Genomic DNA, 14,655 nt, shown 5'->3' with positions numbered 1-14,655 from the left:
CGCGTCCGCACCGGCCGCCCGCGCCGCCACGAACAGCGTGGCCAGCCATGCCGCCGTGACCCAGCCCGCCGTGGTGGCCGCCGCTGCCGTCAGCATGGCCCGCAGCGAAGCGCCGCCGCCACGCGCAGCGGCGCCCGCACCGGCACCAGCAGCCGTAGCCGCTCCGGCGCCAGCACCAGCGGCGCCGCCGGCCGCCGCGCCTGTTCCTGCGGCTGCCCCGCCAGCATCGGGCGCCCCCATCAGTTCGGCCCGCGCCGCCATCAATGCGGCGCTGGAAGCGGCCCGCGCCGCCTCGAAAGGCCGTCCGGGCAGCGCGCCGTCGGCGCCATCGTCGGCGCCCAAGCCGGCCGCTCCCGCACCGGCCGCTGTAGTCGCCGCGCCCGCTCCGGCGGCGCCCGTCCAGGCTGCGCCGCCACCGCCGGCCGCCGCGCAAGCGCCGGCGCCGTGGGACGATGCGCCGCCCGTGGCCGTGATGGAGACTCCCGCGTTCGCGCCGGTATCCGTACCGGCGGCGCCGGCGCCCGTGCAGCAGGCGCGTCCCGCCGCGCCGCCGCAGCCGGCCGCAGCCGACGACGACTTGCCGCCGTGGGTCACCGAATTTTCCGACGACAGCGCCTCGGCTGCCGTGTCCGCGCCCGCCGCGCCAAGCAGCGAGCAGCCCGCCGTCGTCATGCCGCAGCGTGCCGCCAAGCAAGCCGCGCCCAGCGGGCCGTATGTGATCACGCCCGTGCCGGGCCTGGACTGGGACGGCAACTGGCCGGCCGTGGCCGCCGTGCTGCCCCTGCGCGGCGTGGCCCAGCAGCTGGCCGTGCAGGCCGAGCTGATCGAATGCCTGCACGACGGCCACAGCACCACGTTCCGCCTGCGCGTGCCCATCGACACGTGGCGCAGCCCGGCCAACGTGGAAAAACTGGCGGCCGCGCTGACCGAGCGCTTCGGCCGCAAGGTCAATGTCGACACGGAACTGGGCGCCGTCTGGTACACGGCCAGCGCGGAAGCGCAGGCCCACCGCGAGGCGTGCCAGCGGCAAGCGGAAGAAACCATAGCAACCGACCCTTTCGTGCTCGACATGAAGCGTGCATTCGACGCTATTGTTGTGCCGGGAACGATTACCCCTGCACCGGCCGGCTCCGCCGCGCCGACCCTGCATTGATGATTAACACACTCACAAACTGAATTAACGGAGCATTCTCATGATGAAAAATCAACTGGCTGGCCTGATGAAGCAGGCGCAAGCAATGCAAGACAACATGAAAAAGGCCCAGGAACAACTGGCGCTGGTGGAAGTGGAAGGCCAGTCCGGCGCCGGCCTCGTGAAAATCGTCATGACGTGCAAGAACGACGTCAAGCGCGTGTCCATCGACCCGTCGCTGCTGGCCGACGACAAGGACATGCTGGAAGACCTGGTGGCCGCCGCCTTCAACGACGCCGTGCGCAAGGCGGAAGCGACGTCCGCGGAAAAAATGGCAGGCTTGACCGGCGGCATGAACTTGCCAGCCGGCTTCAAAATGCCATTCTGATGCCATACCGCATGCGCTCGATCTGTGGCACTGGGCAGGGTTGATCCATGTCAAAGTCGCTTGAATTTCTGACCGAGGCGCTGCGGCGCCTGCCCGGCGTCGGCCCCAAGTCGGCGCAGCGGATGGCGTTTCATTTGTTGCAGCACGATAGGGAAGGCGCGGCCATGCTGTCGCGCGCCCTGTTCCAGGCCGTCGATGCCGTGCATCACTGCGGCCTGTGCAATACCTTTACCGAACACGAAGTGTGCGAGACCTGTCTCGACGAAGAGCGCGACAAGCGCTTGCTGTGCGTGGTGGAAACGCCCGCCGACCAGCTGATGATCGAGCAGACGCTCACCTACAAGGGCCTGTATTTCGTCCTCATGGGCAGATTGTCTCCGCTGGACGGCATCGGCCCGAAAGATATCCACCTCGAAAAATTGCTGAACCGCGCCAACGATGGCGTGGTGAGTGAAGTGGTGCTGGCCACCAACTTCACGAATGAAGGCGAAGCGACGGCCCACTACATCAGCGAAATGCTGAAGGCGCGGGGCTTGCGCGTGAGCCGCCTGGCCCGCGGCGTGCCCGTGGGCGGCGAACTGGAATACGTCGACGCGGGCACGATTGCCCGCGCGATGCTCGACCGCAGGGCAACCTGAGCACACTATGACAGCATCCTCCGCGCACACTGGTCCTTTGACGGGCATCAAAGTCCTGGAACTGGGCACCCTGATCGCGGGGCCGTTCTGCGCCCGCATGCTGGCCGAATTCGGCGCCGACGTGATCAAGATCGAGTCGCCCGACGGCGGCGACCCGATCCGAACCTGGCGCGTGCTGAAGGACGGCACCTCGCTGTGGTGGTCGGTGCAGGCGCGCAACAAGAAAAGTCTGACCTTGAACCTGAAGACGCCGGAAGGCCGGGCGATTGCCCGCCAGCTGGCGCTGGAAGCGGACATCATCATCGAGAACTACCGCCCCGGCGTGCTGGAAAAGTGGGACCTCGGCTACGAACAGCTCAAGAAAGAAAAACCGTCCATCATCATGGTGCGCCTGTCCGGCTTTGGCCAGACGGGCCCGATGAAGGACTTGCCCGGTTTCGGCGCCATCGGCGAATCGATGGGCGGCTTGCGCTATGTATCCGGCTTTGCCGACCGTCCGCCCGTGCGCGTCGGCGTGTCCATCGGCGACTCCGTGGCGGCCCTGCACGGCGTGATCGGCGCCATGCTGGCGCTGCGCCACCGCGACGTGACGGGCGGCCGCGACGGCGGGGAAGGGCAGATGGTCGACGTGGCCCTGTACGAATCCGTGTTCAACCTGATGGAGTCCTTGGTGCCCGAATACGACCAGGCGGGCGTGGTGCGCGAGCGCACGGGCGGCTCCCTGCCCGGCATCGTGCCCTCGAATACCTACACGACGGGCGACGGCGAAAACATCGTCATCGCCGGCAATGGCGACGCCATCTTCAAGCGCCTGATGCTGGCCATGGGCCGCATCGACATGGCGGGCGACCCGCAGCTGGCGCGCAACGACGGCCGGGTGGCGCGCACGCAGGAAATCGACGACGCCATCGGCGCCTGGTGCGCCACGCATACCATCGACAGCGCGCTGGCCGTGCTGAAGGCAGCCGACGTGCCGGCCGGCAAAATCTACTCCGTGCGCGACATGCTGAGCGATCCGCAATTTCTCGCCCGCGACATGTTCGAACAACACCATTTCGCCGACGGCACGCCCGTCAAATTGCCCGCCATCAGCCCGAAACTGTCCGCCACACCGGGCAAGACGCAGTGGCTGGGCCCGGCCCTGGGCCAGCACAACGACGAGGTGCTGGCATCGCTCGGCTATGATGCGGCGGCCGTCGCGCGGCTCAAGGCCGGTGGCGTGGTGTGATTCATGCTTAGCCGACAGAATTAAAGCTGGGGGCAGACCCGGCGGGGGAATACGTCCAATGCGATGTATTCCAATCCTGAAAGGACCGACCCCGGATTCTGCGCTTGGGGTTTCATTAAGGAATATCGTGAAGCAGTCATCCCTCCGTGCCCTGCGCGCGCGCCTGATCTCCGCGCTGGCGGTGTCCATCCTCCTCTCCGCCTGCGCCAGCTTCCCCGACGACGCGCCGATCGCCGGCCTGCGCCTGATCGGCGAGCAGCGCATCGCCCTGAAGCAGGCTTTCCAGGGCACCACGGTGGGCGGCCTGTCCGGCATCGATTACGATGCGGCGAGCAATACTTGGGTGATGGAAAGCGATGACCGCTCGGAAATCAACCCGGCCCGCTTTTACCGCGCCACGCTCAGCTACGACAGCGCGGCATTCTCCGCCGTGACCTTCAACAGCGTGCATTTCTTCACGCAACCGGACGGCAGCCGCTACCCGAACCTGGCCCATGCAAAACTGGACCGTGGCGAGCAGGTCGCCGACATCGAAACCATCCGCGTCGATCCGCAGGACGGCAGCCTGTGGTATGGCAGCGAAGGCAACCGCAAGGTGGGCTTGCACCCGTTCGTGCGCCATGCGGACCGCGACGGGCGTTATCTGTCCACCTTGCCTACGCCGGCCATGTTCCATGTCTCGATGGAAGACATCGGCTCGCGCAACAACATGAGCTTCGAGGCGCTGTCTTTCTCGTCGGATGGCAAGAGCCTGTGGCTGGGCATGGAAGCGGCCCTGTACCAGGATGGCCCGCTGGCCACGCCCGACAACGGCTCCGTCGTGCGCATCACGCGCCTGGACCGCGCCGGCACCGTGCTGGGCCAGTACGCTTACCCGATCGAGCCGGTGGCGTCGCGGCCCGCGCCGGGGCGCGAGGCGGATAATGGCGTGTCGGAAATTCTCGCCGTGAACGACCATCGGGTGCTGGTGCTGGAGCGGGCCGGCGTGGCCGACGCGGACGGCCTCTACACGAACCACGTGCGCCTCTACGAAATGGAAACGGATGGCGCCACCGATATCCGGGATATCCCCGCCCTGGCGGGCGCGACTTATGTGCCGGCGCGCAAGCGCCTGCTGCTGGACCTGGGCAAGGCCGGCCTGGCCAGGGTCGACAATATCGAGGGCATCAGCTGGGGACCGCGCCTGGCCAACGGCCGCCGCAGCCTGGTGATGATTTCCGACGACAATTTCAATCCGCAGCAAGTCACGCAAATCCTTGCCTTCGAAGTGCTCTAGCTTCCAGGCTGGCCACCTGGCCGGCCTGCCTGGCCAGCATGGCCGTGATCGTGTCGTGCGGCGACGGGTGGCCTAAAAAGTATCCCTGGGCCATGTCGCAGCCGTATTCTTCCAGCATCAGCAGCTGCTCGTCCGTCTCCACGCCCTCGGCCACCACCACCATTTTCAAGCCGTGCGCCATGGCGATGATGGCGCGCGTGATGGCCGCGTTTTCCGTGTCCTGCGGCAAGCCGGCGATAAAACTCTTGTCGATCTTTAAGGCCCGCACGTCGAAGCGCTTTAAATAATTCATCGACGAATATCCCGTGCCGAAGTCGTCGATGGACAGGTAGACGCCGATGCCGCGCAGCTGCTCCAGGGTCACCATGGTGGCGCGCGCGTCGTCCATCAAGGTGCCTTCCGTCAATTCCAGTTCCAGCAGCCGCGCATCGAGGCCCGTGTCGGCCAGGACCGAGAGCACGATCTGCATCAGGTTTTCATCCTTGAATTGCTTGGCCGACAGGTTGACGGCCATGCGGATGGCCCGTCCGCCATCGCTTTGCCACGCCTTGGCCTGGTTGCAGGCCGTGCGCAGCACCCATTCGCCGATGGGCACGATCAGCCCCGTCTCTTCGGCCAGCGGGATGAATTCCGTGGGGGAAATGATGCCCCGCTCCGGGTGGCGCCAGCGGACCAGCGCTTCCACGCCGACGATCTGCGTGCTGGGCACGTCGATCTGCGGCTGGTACAGCAGGTACAGCTCGTTGTTCTGCAAGGCCTTGCGCAGACCCACTTCCATCTTGACGTGGCTCATGATTTCCATCGTCAGCGAAGAACTGTACAGCTTGGCGTTGTTCTTGCCGCAGTTTTTCGCGTGGTACATGGCCGTGTCCGCGTATTTGAGCAGCGAGTTGCAATCCTCGCCATCTTCCGGATACAGCGAGATGCCGATGCTGGCCGTGACGAAAATCTCGTGCCCCTCGATCATGAAGGGCCGGCGCATGGCTTCCTTGACCCGGTGCGCCACGTTCAGCGCGTCTTCCACCCGCTCCAGGTCGGGGATCAGTATCGTGAATTCGTCGCCGCCCAGGCGCGCCAGGTTGCTGCCGCCGGGTGCGGCCTCGAACTCGTGCTCGGCGCGCAGCACCAGGTCGCTGGGGCGGATGGTTTCGCGCAGGCGTTCGGACACCACCTTGAGCAAGTGGTCGCCCACGTCGTGGCCCAGGGTGTCGTTGATGCGCTTGAAGGCGTCGAGGTCCATGAACAGCACGGCGAATTTCTTGTCGTGCTCCTTCGAGCGCAGCAGTTCGCGTTCCAAGGTTTCCAGGAAGGCTTGCCGATTGGGAATGCCTGTCAGGCTGTCGCAATAGGCGAGGCGGCGGATCTGCTCCTCGGTTCGCTTGCGCTCGCTGATGTCGCGCACCAGGCCCAGCACTTCGTCGGCGCCCGTCGCCACCAGGCGCGCCTCGAAATGGCGCGTGCTGTCCTCGTGCGTGAGCGTGTAGTCGACCGAGCCGATGTGCTGGGACGCGAGCACCGCGTGCGCCTTGTCCAGCAGGCGCGCGGCGATTTCGGGCGGCAGCACGTCGCGGATATGGCTGCCCACGCAGTTGCTGATGGAAAAGCCGGCGCTGGCGTCGTGGCCCTGTTCATAGTCGAGATAAAAGCCCTCGCGGTTGAGGCGGAAGAAGGTGTCGGGGATGGCGGCCAGCACGGCGCGGTTGTGCGCGTCGGCGATGCGCAGGCGGGCGATGGCGTCGCTGGCGCGCAGCACGTACAGCACGCGGTGTCCCAGGATGGGCCAGTTGATGGGCTTGGAAATGAAGTCGGTGGCGCCCACCTCGTAGGCGTGCGTGACGGCTTCCAGTTCGTCGCCGCCCGTGACCATGATGATGGGCACGGTGCCGCCCGCTTCCTGGTGACGGATTGCGCGGCAGACGGCAAACCCGTCCATGGCCGGCATGTCGACGTCGAGCATGACCAGGTCCGGCCCGCTGTGCTTGTAGCTGGCCAGCGCCTGCACGCCATCCTCGGCCTCGATCACGTCCAGGCCCACCTGCGTGAGCATCTGCCGCATCAGCAAGCGCATGACGGGATCGTCGTCGGCCACCAGCACCAGGCCGCGGGGAGGGGAGAGGGGCGCTGTCATGTCAGTGTTCCTTCACGAGGATGGCGCTCAGCGATTCGCGCACGGCCAGGAATGCCTGCTGCATCTGCTGCAGCAGGGGCGCCGCGCCGTCGGTGCTGCCGGCGCGGCCGAGTTTTTCCATGTCCTTGCACAGCTGCGCCAGGCCGTCGGCGCCCACGTTGGCGCTGCCCGACTTGAGGCTGTGGGCCGCCTTGCGCAGCGCTTCCGCATCCGCGCCGGCGATCGCCTCGCGCATGGCCGTCAACTGGCGCGGCGTTTCGCCGACAAAGGCCTGGATGACCCGTTCGAGCAAGGCGTCGCCATCGGTGCGCGACAGGGCGCGGATGTTTTCCAGCGCCTGCCGGTTCAGCGGCTGGCCGGAGGGCGGGGCGGCGGCTGGCGGCGTTACCTCGGGCGGCGCTTCCTGGCGCGGCGCTTGCGGCGTCTCCTGCGGCGCTTCCGCCTGCTCGCTGTGGTGCACGGTGGCCGCGCGCGGCAGGGTGATCCAGCGCGCGATCGTGTGCCCCAGGTCCTGCTGCGTGAAGGGCTTGCTCAGGTAGTCGTCCATGCCGGCCGCCAGGCACGCTTCGCGGTCGCCCTGCAGCGCGTTGGCCGTGATGGCGACGATGGGCAGCACGCGCGCGTGGCCGCACTGCTGTTCGTGGCGGCGGATTTCCGCCGTGGCGGCAAAGCCGTCCATCACGGGCATCTGGCAATCCATCAAAATCAGGTCGAAATCCTCGGCCCGTGCCGCCTGCAGCGCTTCTTCGCCGTTGCGCGCGCAGGCCACGTCCAGGCCCAGGCTGTCGAGCATGGCCAGCGCCACCTCCACGTTGACGGGATTGTCCTCGGCCAGCAGCACGCGGCGGCGCTGGCGCCGGCCGGGCGGGCGCACGGCGGGGCGCAGGGCGTGCGGCGGCGCGGCGCGCAGGCTTTCGCCGGCGCGCGGCGGCGTGACGATGCAGTCGAACAGATCGCATTCGCGGGCCGGCTTGATCAGCTGGAAGGCCACGCCCGCCTCGCGCCGCTGCACGGGGTCGGCCGCGGCCTGTTCCGTGCTCAGCAGCAGTAATTTGAGGTCGGCCAGCCGCGGATCGCTCTTGATGGTGGCGGCCAGGGCCAGGCCGCTGGTGCGCGGCAATTCCATGTCGAGCAGGGCCACGCCATACGGCGTGCCCGCCTGCGCGGCCGCGTGCAGCTTGCCCAGGCACTCGCCCGCCGTGCCGGCGCTGTCGCTGACGATGTGCCAGCTGGCCAGCTGCCGTTCCAGCACGGCGCGCGTGGCGGGAGTGTGGTCGACGATCAAGGCGCGTAACCCTCGCGTGGTTTTCAGGTTGAAGGACGGATCGTCGCTGTCGACCCGCCGTTTATCGAAATTTACTTCGAACCAGAAGATTGAGCCTTGCGTTAAAGCATTGTCGACGCCGATTTTTCCGCCCATCAGCTCGACCAGCTGTTTCGAGATGGTCAGCCCCAGGCCCGTGCCGCCATGCTTGCGCGTGGTCGAGCCGTCGGCCTGCGAAAACGATTCGAAGATGCGGCTGCGCGCCTCGTCCGACACGCCGATGCCCGTGTCATGCACCTCGAAGCGCAAGCCCACGCTGGGCGCGTCTTCGCTGCACACTTCCACTTTGACGGTGACCTTGCCCGTTTCCGTGAACTTGATGGCGTTGCCCAGCAGGTTGACGATGATCTGGCGCAAGCGGTTCGGGTCGCCGCAGATGGCGATCGGGATGTCGTTGGCGATATCGAATTCCAGGCAGATATTCTTCGCTTCCGCCTGCGGCGCGAACACGTGCTCTATATCGTCGAGCAATTCGCGGAAATTGAAGCGGATGTATTCCACGCTGAGCTTGCCCGCCTCGATCTTGGAAAAGTCGAGGATGTCGTTGATGATCACCAGCAGATTCTGCCCCGAGCGCTGCACCATGCTCGTGTAGTGGCGCTGCTGCGGGCTCAAAGGGCTGGCCAGCAGCAATTCCGTCATGCCCAGCACGCCGTTCATCGGCGTGCGGATTTCATGGCTCATGGTGGCGAGAAACGCGCTTTTCGCCTGGCTGGCCGCCTCGGCCGCATCCTTGGCCTTTTCCAGCTGCGCCGTGCGCACGCCCACCTGGCGTTCGAGCTGGTCGCGGTAATTGGCCAGGGTGCTGTCGCGGCTGTCGATCTGCGCCAGCATGTCGTTGAAACTGTCGATCAGCACGCCCAGTTCGTCGCTGCGCTGGTGGGCGATGCGGTGGCTGTAGGTCTGGCTGCTGGAGACCTTTTGCGCTGTATCAATGAGCTTGGTGATCGGTTCGGCAATCACGCTCTTGAAGCGCCGCGCCAGGAACACGGCGATCAGGAAGGACAGCACGGTGGCGCCGCCGATGGCGCCCACGTGGCGGCCGATGTCGCGCCACATGTGGTTCAGGTCGGCCTCGATCAGCACGGCGCCGATGACCTCCTGCCCGTCCGCGGCCGGCCGGTAGACGGGACGGTACAAGCGCATGGCCGGCGCCAGGGTCGTGCCCGAGCCTTGCGTGACGGGCTGCACGGCCATGTCGGCCAGCAGGGCCGGGTCCATGTCTTCCGGCGCCGCCAGCTCCTTGTCGTGCTGCGGCGCGCGGTACAGGGCGAACAGGCGCCCGCCCTTGTCGAACAGGGCCGCCTGGGCCACTTCATCGCGCGCGGCCAGCGCCGCCAGCATCTGTTCCGCCTGGGCCTGCGCCGGCTTGCCTATCAGCAACGGCGTCGCCCCCGCCGCGCCGATCACCCCCGCCAGCGACAGCAGTTGCTTGCCTTCATCGTTCTTGTGGCTGAGCACGGACGTCAGCGCGAACGCCACGAACACCAGCAGCAGCGCGCAGCCCGACGACAGCACCGAAATCATGGTCAGTTTCTGGCTGATGCTGGAACGTTGGAAATTGAACATGAATTCGCTGCTTCCCCGGTCGCCCGTTGACTGTTATTTAATTCCTATTGGAAAAATATAGACGTGAAGACACACCTAGATATTGATGTGGGTCTAAGGGAAGAGAGGGGAGGGGAACTTGTACGAGATGAAACGAGGGGCGGTCCCGAAGAAACGCCCTCAAGTTATTGCTGAGCAACAACACCTGACCCAGCCGTAGCGAGCGGAAGGGAGAGGCGGCCGAGAAGCGCAACCGTACTGAAGTACCGTGAGCATCGCAGGCCGCCTATACCGACGCGCAGCAGGCTGGGTCAGGTGTCAGCCTAACAGCAGCCGCCGCGTTTGCCTGCGCCGCCGTAGCGCGCTTCCTGCCGTTCGCGGAAAAACTCTTCATACGTCATCATCGGCTCGCCGGGATGGGTCACTTCCCGGTGCGCCACGTAGGTGTCGTAATCGGGCAGGCCGCACATGAGGCGCATGCTTTGCCCCAGATACCGGCCCGCCTTGATGATTTCGTCGAGCATCATTGCACCGTGGGCATGGCCTGGAACGGCGTTTCCCTGGTGCTAGGCTTGCTGTCGGCGCGCGCCTTCACAATCGTGCGGATGCCGAAGAACAGCACGCTGACGACGACCACCACGAAGAAGGCGGCCAGGCCGGCGTCCAGGTAATCGTTGAAGATGATCTGGCGCATCTGCGCCACCGACTTGGCCGGCGCCAGCAGCGTGCCTTCATCGAGGGCTGCCGAGTATTTCTTCGCATGCGCGAGGAAACCCACGCGCGGATTGGCGTCGAGAATCTTTTGCCAGCCCGCCGTCAAGGTGCACAGCAGCAGCCAGATGGTCGGCGTGATGGTGACCCATGCATACTGGCCCCGTTTCATCTTGAACAGCACGCAAGTGCCGAGGATCAGCGCGATGGCCGCCAGCATCTGGTTGGCGATGCCGAACAGCGGCCACAGGGTGTTGATGCCGCCCAGCGGATCGACCACGCCCTGGTACAGGAAGTAGCCCCAGGCCGCCACGCACAGGCCCGTGGCCAGCAGGTTGGCGATGACGTTTTCCGTCTGTTTCAGCGCTGGCACGAAGCTGCCCAGCAAATCCTGCAGCATGAAGCGGCCGGCACGCGTGCCCGCATCGACGGCCGTCAGGATGAACAGTGCCTCGAACAGGATGGCGAAGTGATACCAGAAGGCCATCATGGCCTTGCCGCCGATGGCGCCGGAGAGGATCTGCGCCATGCCGACGGCCAGGGTCGGTGCGCCGCCCGCGCGCGAGATGATGCTGTGCTCGCCAACGTCCTTGGCCGTCTGCGTCAGCATGTCCGGCGTCACATAGAAGCCCCACTGCGAGATGGCCTGCGCGGCCGATTCCGCCGTGGTGCCGATCAGGGCGGCCGGGCTGTTCATGGCGAAATAGATGCCCGGCTCGATGGTCGAGGCGGCCACCAGGGCCATGATGGCAACGAACGATTCCATCAGCATGGCGCCATAGCCGATGAAGCGGGCATGGCTTTCGTTTTCTATCATCTTCGGCGTGGTGCCCGAGGAAATCAGCGCGTGGAAGCCGGACACGGCGCCGCAGGCAATCGTGATGAACAGGAAGGGGAACAGATTGCCCGACCAGACGGGGCCGGAGCCGTCGATGAACTTGGTCATGGCCGGCATTTTCAGGTAAGGCGCGACGACGATGATGCCGATGGCCAGGCCCAAAATCGTGCCGATCTTCAGGAAGGTCGACAGGTAGTCGCGCGGCGCCAGCAGCAGCCACACGGGCAGGACCGAGGCGATGAAGCCGTAGCCGATCAGCATCCACGTCAGTTCCGTGCCCGTGAAGGTGAACATCGGGCCCAGCACCGCGTGTTCCTGCACGTACTGGCCGCCGATGATGGCCAGCATCAGCAGCACGAAGCCGATGATGGAGATTTCGCCGATGCGGCCCACGCGGATGAAGCGCGAATACACGCCCATGAACAGGGCGATGGGGATCGTCGCCATCACGGTGAAGCTGCCCCATGGAGAACCTGTCAATGCCTTGACGACGATCAAGGCCAGCACGGCCAAAATGATGACCATGATCATGAAGCAGCCGAGCAGAGCGATCATGCCGGGAATCTCGCCCAGCTCAGCCTTGATCAGGTCGCCCAGCGAGCGGCCGTCGCGGCGCATGGAAATGAACAGCACGATGAAATCCTGCACGGCGCCCGCGAACACGACGCCGGCCAGTATCCACAGCATGCCGGGCAGATAGCCCATCTGCGCGGCCAGCACGGGGCCGACCAGGGGGCCGGCGCCGGCAATGGCCGCGAAATGGTGGCCGAACAGTACGTATTTGTTGGTCGGCACGTGATCGAGGCCGTCGTTGTGCTTGAAGGCCGGCGTCATGCGGCGGGCGTCCAGGCCCAGCACCTTGTCGGCGATGAACAGGCTGTAGAAACGGTAGGCGATCAGGTAGACGCAGACGGCGGCGATGACGATCCAGATCGCGCTGATCGGTTCGCCACGTTGCAGGGCGACAACGCCCAGGGACCCGGCGCCGGCCAGCGCAAGCGCTGCCCAGCCGAGCTGTTTGAAAATGCGGTTCATGCTTCCTCCAGAGATGTGACGGGCGCTGTGCCGTGCGATGATGGTTGCTGCGCCTGGTCGTCGCCAGTTTGATGTTACTTTTGGTGTATCTGCAGCTTATGGCGAGTATTCAGGAATCGTATAATTGCCGCAAGCGCAAGACTACGCAGTAACGCTCAGTATTACTACGCAGGGCGATCACGGCGCCGCAACGTAAAATCATTGATTTCCACCGTATCGACGCCGCCGGAGCACGCCAGGCCATGAAACTCAGACAGAAAGTCATCTTCCTGGCCATCACGCCGCTGATCCTCGCCCTGTGCGCCATCGCGTTTGCCGTGCGGCACCAGGCTGTCACGCTGGCAGAACAGCAGCGCGCCACGATCCAGCAAGCGTACCTGGCCAGCAAGGAAGCCGAACTCAAGCATTACGTGACCCTGGCCAGCCATTCCATCGCCTCCCTGTACGGCTCGGGGCGCAAGGATGCCGCCACGCAAGAGGAGGCCAAGCGCATCCTCGCCTCGCTCAGCTATGGCGACGACGGCTATTTCTTCATCTACGATTTGCAGGGCAGGTCGCTGATGCACCCGCGCCAGCCCGAGCTGGTGGGGCAGAACCTGTGGGAGCTGCGCGACGCCGAGGGCAATCTGACCATCCAGCGCCTGATGCGGCGGGCCGAGAGCGGCGGCGGCTTCGAGCGCTACAACTGGATCAAGCCGTCGACGAACAAGTCCGCGCCCAAGCTCGGCTATGTGATATTGATGCCGGAATGGGGCTGGATGATGGGCACCGGCATCTACATGGATGACGTGGACCAGGCGCTGGCCAAGGTGGACGCCCAGCAGTCGCGCAATATCCGCTCGACCATGGAATTGATCGCCGCCATCGCCATCTTCGGCGCCCTGCTGGTGGCCGCCTGCGGCCTGGCGCTGAACCTGCGCGAGCTGCGCGTGGCCGACGCCAAGCTGAAAGTGCTGGCGCAGCGCGTGGTCGAATCGCAGGAAGAGGAGCGGGCGCGGCTGTCGCGTGACTTGCACGACGGCATCAGCCAGTGGCTCGTTTCCATCAAGCTGCAGATCGAGGCGGGCATCGCGCGGCTGGCCGGCAATACCGAACAGAAAGACAAGGCGCCGGCCACGTTCGAGCGGGCCGCCGAGCAGCTCAACAAGGTGCTGGGCGAGGTGCGGCGCATTTCGCACAACCTGCGCCCCGCCATCCTCGACGACCTGGGCCTGGCCGCCGCGCTCGACCACCTCGTGCATGAATTTAACGACAGCAGCAGCGCGCAAGCCAGTTTCACGGCCAGTCCGGCGGCGGCGGGCGAGGGCTTGCCCGACATGGTCAATACCGTCCTGTTCCGCATCGCCCAGGAAGCGCTGACGAACAGCGAGCGCCATGCCCACGCCAGCGCCATCGAGGTCAGCCTGCGCGAGACGGGCAAGACGGTGGAGCTGCGCATCGGCGACAATGGCGGCGGCTTCGACTTCGACGGCATCGCCCTGCACCCGCAGCGCGGCATCGGCCTGCGCAACATGACGGAGCGCATGGAAGCCATCGGCGGCAGCCTGCACATCGCGTCCTCGGCGGCCGGCACCGTGGTGCTGGCGCGGCTCGCCCTTTCCTCCACCCACTAATGATGAGAACCATGAGCGACACGATCCGAATTCTGCTGGTGGACGACCACCCCCTCGTGCGCGACGGCCTGCGCGCGCGCCTGGAAGCGGTGGCGCATTTCGACGTGGTGGCCGAGGCGGGCGGCGCCGACGAGGCACTGGCCCAGGCGCGCCTCCACCAGGTGGACCTGGTGTTGATGGATATCAATATGCGCGGCACGAATGGCATTGAGGCGACGGCGCTGTTCAAGCAGGCGTTTCCGCAGATCGCCGTGCTGATCCTGTCCATGCACGACAAGCTCGAATACGTGTCGCAAGCCCTGCAGGCGGGCGCGCGCGGCTATGTGCTCAAAGATGCTCCGGGGAAAGATATTGTCTTTGCCATCGAGACGGTGATGTCCGGCGGCATTTACTACAGCGCGGCCCTGGCGCGGCAGTTATCTCGCCCGCAAGTCCACGATTCCTTCCTCACCACGCGCGAGCAGCAGGTGCTGCAGCACATCGCGGCGGGCCAGTCGAACAAGCAGATCGCGCGCGAACTGGACCTGAGCGTGCGCACGGTGGAGACGCACCGGCTGAACATCAAGCGCAAGCTCGGTATCGAAGGACAGGCCGAACTGATCAAATACGCGGTCGAGCACGCGCACGGCGGCGCCTGAACGGGTGCGCGCAAAGCAGTGTGTTTTTTTCAAACCCGCATGACAGGCGGCTTTCCCGGGGAAATGTTTTTTTTGAACATTTATTGCTAATATTAAACTGTTTCACCGGTGAGATTCGGATAGAATGATTCTTGCTGTCGAAATGGCATCCCTGTCGG

At 65.4% G+C, this 14,655-nt stretch carries 10 protein-coding genes and 1 pseudogene; 7 read left to right on the top strand and 4 right to left on the bottom strand.

The features are described from left to right. From AC07VI_RS15200 to AC07VI_RS15180, 5 genes and pseudogenes are all read left to right on the top strand, one after another. Positions 1–1,153, top strand: a pseudogene (locus tag AC07VI_RS15200) (DNA polymerase III subunit gamma/tau); the annotation flags it as partial. A gap of 40 nt (positions 1,154–1,193) precedes the next feature. Next, a complete protein-coding gene (locus tag AC07VI_RS15195) occupies positions 1,194–1,520 on the top strand; it encodes a YbaB/EbfC family nucleoid-associated protein (RefSeq protein ID WP_034759121.1) in 327 nt (108 codons plus the stop codon). 47 nt (positions 1,521–1,567) lie between these two features. Beyond that, complete coding sequence (recR, locus tag AC07VI_RS15190) at positions 1,568–2,158, top strand: recombination mediator RecR (protein WP_070291397.1); 591 nt, start codon at positions 1,568–1,570, stop codon at positions 2,156–2,158. 7 nt (positions 2,159–2,165) lie between these two features. Next, positions 2,166–3,386: a CaiB/BaiF CoA transferase family protein gene (locus AC07VI_RS15185; protein ID WP_099420920.1), complete on the top strand. Its 1,221-nt coding sequence runs from the start codon at positions 2,166–2,168 to the stop codon at positions 3,384–3,386. Positions 3,387–3,513: 127 nt separating this feature from the next. Then, entirely contained in the window at positions 3,514–4,662 is a 1,149-nt protein-coding gene (locus AC07VI_RS15180) for an esterase-like activity of phytase family protein (RefSeq protein WP_086148465.1), read from the top strand. Here AC07VI_RS15180 and AC07VI_RS15175 read toward each other — a convergent pair. From AC07VI_RS15175 to AC07VI_RS15160, 4 genes are all read right to left on the bottom strand, one after another. Next, on the bottom strand, positions 4,631–6,790 hold the full coding sequence (locus tag AC07VI_RS15175; protein ID WP_086148466.1) for a putative bifunctional diguanylate cyclase/phosphodiesterase: 2,160 nt from the start codon (positions 6,788–6,790) through the stop codon (positions 4,631–4,633). The genes AC07VI_RS15180 and AC07VI_RS15175 overlap by 32 nt on opposite strands. A 1-nt stretch (position 6,791) precedes the next feature. Beyond that, entirely contained in the window at positions 6,792–9,683 is a 2,892-nt protein-coding gene (locus AC07VI_RS15170; protein WP_492993079.1) for a hybrid sensor histidine kinase/response regulator, read from the bottom strand. Between the two features lie 302 nt (positions 9,684–9,985). After that, positions 9,986–10,186 (bottom strand): YbdD/YjiX family protein, encoded by a 201-nt coding sequence (locus AC07VI_RS15165; RefSeq protein WP_492996274.1) that lies wholly within the window; start codon positions 10,184–10,186, stop codon positions 9,986–9,988. After that, the gene (locus AC07VI_RS15160) at positions 10,186–12,246 is read right to left on the bottom strand and encodes a carbon starvation CstA family protein (protein WP_492993081.1); all 2,061 of its coding nucleotides are present in this window, start codon (positions 12,244–12,246) and stop codon (positions 10,186–10,188) included. The genes AC07VI_RS15165 and AC07VI_RS15160 overlap by 1 nt, the downstream gene beginning before the upstream one ends. Positions 12,247–12,488: 242 nt before the next feature. Between AC07VI_RS15160 and AC07VI_RS15155 the strand changes: the two genes are divergently transcribed. Next, positions 12,489–13,859, top strand: a complete 1,371-nt coding sequence (locus AC07VI_RS15155; RefSeq protein ID WP_086145846.1) for a cache domain-containing protein — start codon at positions 12,489–12,491, stop codon at positions 13,857–13,859. Positions 13,860–13,870: 11 nt separating this feature from the next. After that, positions 13,871–14,497: a response regulator transcription factor gene (locus tag AC07VI_RS15150; protein WP_086145845.1), complete on the top strand. Its 627-nt coding sequence runs from the start codon at positions 13,871–13,873 to the stop codon at positions 14,495–14,497. Positions 14,498–14,655 lie beyond the last annotated feature (158 nt).

This window comes from Janthinobacterium sp. GW821-FHT03A03 (assembly GCF_059421435.1).
This window is presented reverse-complemented; position numbering and strand designations above follow the sequence as displayed.